Annotated in this window: 4 protein-coding genes; 2 read left to right on the plus strand and 2 right to left on the minus strand. The window is 74.0% G+C overall.

Going from position 1 to position 4,581, the window contains the following annotated elements; all coding sequences use genetic code 11:
• Positions 1-129 precede the first annotated feature (129 nt).
• Positions 130-1,119 carry a tripartite tricarboxylate transporter substrate-binding protein gene (locus tag OZN99_RS26020; RefSeq protein ID WP_270938141.1) on the minus strand — a complete coding sequence of 330 codons (990 nt, stop codon included), beginning with the start codon at positions 1,117-1,119 and terminating at the stop codon, positions 130-132.
• 65 nt (positions 1,120-1,184) lie between these two features.
• Positions 1,185-2,285, minus strand: coding sequence for a DSD1 family PLP-dependent enzyme (locus OZN99_RS26025; protein WP_270938142.1), 1,101 nt, complete (start codon positions 2,283-2,285; stop codon positions 1,185-1,187).
• 91 nt (positions 2,286-2,376) lie between these two features.
• On the opposite strand from OZN99_RS26025, the gene OZN99_RS26030 reads away from it, so the two are divergent.
• Both OZN99_RS26030 and OZN99_RS26035 read left to right on the plus strand, forming a co-directional pair.
• Positions 2,377-3,543, plus strand: coding sequence for an acyl-CoA dehydrogenase family protein (locus tag OZN99_RS26030; protein ID WP_270938143.1), 1,167 nt, complete (start codon positions 2,377-2,379; stop codon positions 3,541-3,543).
• A gap of 129 nt (positions 3,544-3,672) precedes the next feature.
• The gene (locus tag OZN99_RS26035; RefSeq protein WP_270938144.1) at positions 3,673-4,506 is read left to right on the plus strand and encodes an alpha/beta fold hydrolase; all 834 of its coding nucleotides are present in this window, start codon (positions 3,673-3,675) and stop codon (positions 4,504-4,506) included.
• Positions 4,507-4,581 lie beyond the last annotated feature (75 nt).

Genomic DNA, 4,581 nt, shown 5'->3' on the forward strand with positions numbered 1-4,581 from the left:
ACGGCGCCCCGCCCCGCCACCGCCGCGTCGCCCAACCGCGGCGTGCAGCCGCTCGGGACGCTGCCGGCGACGCCGCGCGGCACCGGCACGATCCGCACCGCCGAACTGCGCTGACCGCGCGCGGCTGCGTCAGTCGGCGTACTGGCCGGCCGCCTCGATCAGCGGCTTCCAGCGTTCGATCTCGGCGCGCCAGAAGGTCTGGGCGCCGGCCGGCGTGGTGCGCTCGCCGCTGGCGGGCAGGCTGCCCAGCTCGCCCATCCGGCGCACCACGTTCTCGTCGCGCAGCGTGGCCAGCAGGGCGCGGTTCAGCCGCTCCACCACCGGGCGCGGCGTGCCGGCGGGCGCGAACAGCATGTTCCAGCCGGACATGCGCATCTCCGGCAGGCCGGCCTCCGCGGTGGTGGGAACATCGGGCAGCGCGGCGGCGCGCGCCGGCGTGGTGATGGCGAAGGCGCGGATCGTGCCGGCGCGGATCTGCTCCGCGTTGTTCGTTGTCTGGTCGCAGGAGATGTCGAGCGTGCCGGCCATCAGGTCGTTCATCGCCAGCGCATTGCCGCGATAGGGGATCAGCGTCACCGGCGTGCCGACCGCCGAGAGCAGCAGCAGGCTGCACAGGTGGCTGGTGGAGCCGACGCCGGCATTGCCCAGGTTCAGGTTGCGCCCCTCGCGCCGGATCGCGGCGACCAGTTCCGCCAGGTTCGTCGCGGGGAAGTTGCGGCGCGCGATGATGGCCATCGGCACCTCGTTCACCATGCCGAGCGCCTCCAGCGCGAGCGGGTCGAAGGGCAGGCGCCGATAGAGCGTCGGGATGGTCGCCTGGGCCAGGCTGCCGAACAGGATGGCGTGCCCGTCCGGCCGCGCGGCGGCGATGCGCGCCTGGCCGATGGAGCCGCCGGCGCCGCCGACATTCTCCACCACCACCGGCTGGCCGAGATCGGCCGACAGCCCCGGCGCGATCAGGCGCGCGATGACGTCGGCCGGGCCGCCGGCGGCGAAGCCCACCACCATGGTGACCGGCCGGGTCGGGAAGGCGGGCGCCGAGCCCTGCGCGGCGGCGCCGCCCGACAGCCCGGCGGCGAGGGCAGCCGCAAGCATCCCGCGGCGTGCGATCCTGGACATCGAGTTCCCTCCCGGTGCGTTGCCCGGAAGGTCTGCCCGATCGGCGCGTTCCGCAAGGGCGGGCGCTACGCCATCCCGCCGCGCCCGGCGACCGGCCAGAGGCATTCCACCCGCCCCTTTCGCACGCCGACATACCAGTCGTAGCGGTCCACGGTCGGGTCGCAATGGCCGGGCACCAGCCGGACCTTCTCGCCGAGGCGCGGCAGCCCCTCGCCCTTCACCGTGCCGTGCTCGTCCGAGGCCGAGGCATAGGTCGCGCCGGGGAAGCCGTGCAGCAGCGGGAAGCCGCTGTCGGTCGGCACGGCCTTGTGCCCGGCATCCAGCACCACGATGCCCGGCCGCGGCGCGCTCATCGCCTGGGCCAGCACGAACAGCGCCTGGCGGAAGGGCGGCGGGTCCTGGTTGCGGGCATAGTCGGCATCCATGAAGGCGTAGGAGCCGGCCTGGATCTCGGTCCAGACGCCGCTGGCCGCTTCCAGCGCGAAGCTGCCGGTGCCGGCGCCGCCGACGATGGCGCAGTCCAGGCCGCGCTGGCGGCACTGCTCCACCGTGCGGCGCGTGCCCTCCGCAGCGCCGGCGATGGCGGCGCGGCGCTCCTCCGGCGTGCGGCGGTGCTGCGCGCTGCCGTGATAGGCCTGCAGCCCGCCGAAGATCAGGTGCGGGCTGGCGGCGATGCGCTCGGCCAGCGCCACGGCGGGCGGGCCGGGCTCCACCCCGCAGCGGCCGGAGCCGACATCGATCTCGACCAACACGGTCATGCGCAGGCCCGCGGCCTCGGCGGCCTGCTCGATCGCCGCGATGCCGCGCGCGTCGTCGGCGCAGACGGCGACCTTCGCGATGGCGGACAGCGCGGCGAGGCGGGCCAGCTTGCGCGGCGCGATCACCTCGTTGCTGACCAGGATGTCGGGCACGCCGCCCCAGGCCAGCGCCTCGGCCTCCGCCACCTTCTGCACGCATTGCCCGACGGCGCCGCGCCGCATCTGCTGCAGCGCGACCACGGGCGACTTGTGGGTCTTGGCATGGGCGCGCAGCTTCGTGCCGGTGGGGGCGAGCAGCGCCGCCATCGTGTCCAGGTTGTGCTCGAAGGCGTCGAGATCGATCAGGAGGGCGGGGGTGTCCACCTCCTCCTCGCGCATGCCGGGTTCGGCGGGCGGCGGCTGCAGCATCGGGCGGTCCGTGTGGTTGCGTCGGGCGCCGAGACTGGCACGCTGGGTGTCCCGGCGACAGCCGCGCGGGGAGACGCAGGAAGCAGGCCGCATGGACTTCGCCGAGACCGACACCCAGCGTTCCGTGCGCGAGGCGATGGAGAGGCTCTGCGCCCGCTTCGGCGATGCCTACTGGCTGGAGGCGGACCGGGCGCACCGCTTCCCGCAGGAGTTCCACCAGGCGATGGCGGCCGAGGGCTGGCTCGGCATCTGCATGCCGGAGGAGGTGGGCGGCGCCGGGCTCGGCGTGTCGGAGGCCGCGGTGATGATGCAGGCCATCGCGCAATCCGGCGCCGGCATGACCGGCGCCTCGGCGGTCCACATGAACATCTTCGGGCCGATGCCGGTGGTGGTGTTCGGCACGCCCGGGCAGAAGGCGCGCATGCTGCCGCCGCTGATCGCCGGGCGGGAGAAGGCCTGCTTCGCGGTGACGGAGCCGAACACCGGGCTCGACACGACGCAGCTGCGGACCTTCGCGGCGCGCCGGGGCGACCGCTACGTGGTGCATGGGCAGAAGGTGTGGATCAGCACGGCGCAGGTCGCGGACCGCGTGCTGCTGCTGGCCCGTACCACGCCGCTGGAGCAGGTGGGCAAGCGGTCGGAGGGGCTGAGCCTCTTCTACACCGCGCTGGACCGGTCGCGGGTGGAAGTGCGCGAGATCCCGAAGATGGGCCGCCACGCCGTGGATTCGAACCAGCTCTTCATCGACGGGCTGGAGGTGCCGGAGGGGGACCGCATCGGCGAGGAAGGCCGCGGCTTCGACTACATCCTGCACGGGCTGAACCCCGAGCGCATCCTGGTGGCCGCCGAGGCGGTGGGCATCGGGCAGGCCGCCATCGCGCGCGCCGCGTCCTATGCCAGGGAACGCGTGGTGTTCGGTCGCCCGATCGGCATGAACCAGGGCGTGCAGCACCCGCTCGCCGCCTGCTGGATGAAGCTGGAGGCGGCGCGGCTGGCGACGATGCAGGCCGCCTGGCGCTACGACCAGGGGCTGCCCTGCGGCGCCGAGGCGAACGCCGCCAAGTGGCTGGCGGGCGAAGCCGGCTTCGAGGCGGCGCAGACCGCGGTGATGACGCTCGGCGGCTACGGCTATGCGCAGGAGTTCCACCTGGAACGCCTGCTGCGCGAGAGCTTCATCCCGCGTATCGCTCCTGTCAGCCCGCAGCTGATCCTCTGCCACATCGCGGAGCGCGTGCTGGGCCTGCCCAGGAGCTACTGAAGTTCCCCACGACGTTGCTGTGTGTCGCTTCGCACCGCCGTGGGGGCCCCGGGTTGGCGCCCGGCCTGGGTTGCGCGGTCCAGCCTCCCGCGGCAAAGCCGCGGCAGGGCGCCACATGGCAGGGCACGGATGAGTCTGGCGATACTCGAGGAACTGGACGCGGCCGCGACGCGGGTGGAGACGCCCTGCGGCGCGGGCAGCATGGTGTGGCGCATCTGGAATCCCGCCGGCGGGTCGCCGCTGGTGCTGCTGCATGGCGGCAGCGGGTCCTGGCGGCACTGGATCCGGCAGATCCCGCACTACGCGGCCAGGCGCTGCGTGATCGTGCCAGACCTGCCCGGCCTCGGCGACAGCGCCATGCCGGACGAGCCGCACGACCCGCCGCATGCCGCACGCATCGTCGCCGCGGGGCTGCCGCACGTGGCGGGCGGGCATGCCGTGGACCTGGTCGGCTTCTCCTTCGGCGCCAACCTGGCCGGACATGCAGCGGCGGAGCTGGGGCCAGCGATCCGGACCCTGGCCCTGCTCGGCGCCGGCTCGCTGGGGCTCGCACGCAACGCCGTGCCGCTCGAGAAGATCCGCGACAAGCAAGGCGCGGCGCGCGTCGCGGCGCACCGCTTCAACCTCAACAGCCTGATGATCGCGGACGCCGCGAAGATCGACCCGCTGGCGCTGGAGATCCAGGAACGCAACACCGTCCAGGCCCGCTTCCGCAGCCGCGGCTTCGCCAACGCGACCCAGCTGAAAGCGGCGCTGGCCCGCACCGCCATGCCGCTGGCCGCGATCTGGGGTGAGCTGGACCAGGTGGCCGTCGGCCACATCCCGTCCCGCATCGCCGCGGTGCGGGAGTCGCGGCCCGATGCCGTGGCGGAGCTCATCCCCGGCGCCGGGCACTGGACGATGTACGAAGCGCCGGAGGCGTTCCACGCGGCGCTGGACCGGTTCTGGCGCGGGGTGCGATAGCCCGCGCCAGCCGCCGGCCTACGCCGCGCGCGCCAAGCGCGCGGCCCTTACGCCGCGCGCGCCAGGCGCGCGGCC

Origin of the sequence: Falsiroseomonas oryzae (assembly GCF_027856955.1) — a bacterium.
Lineage (GTDB): Bacteria > Pseudomonadota > Alphaproteobacteria > Acetobacterales > Acetobacteraceae > Falsiroseomonas > Falsiroseomonas oryzae.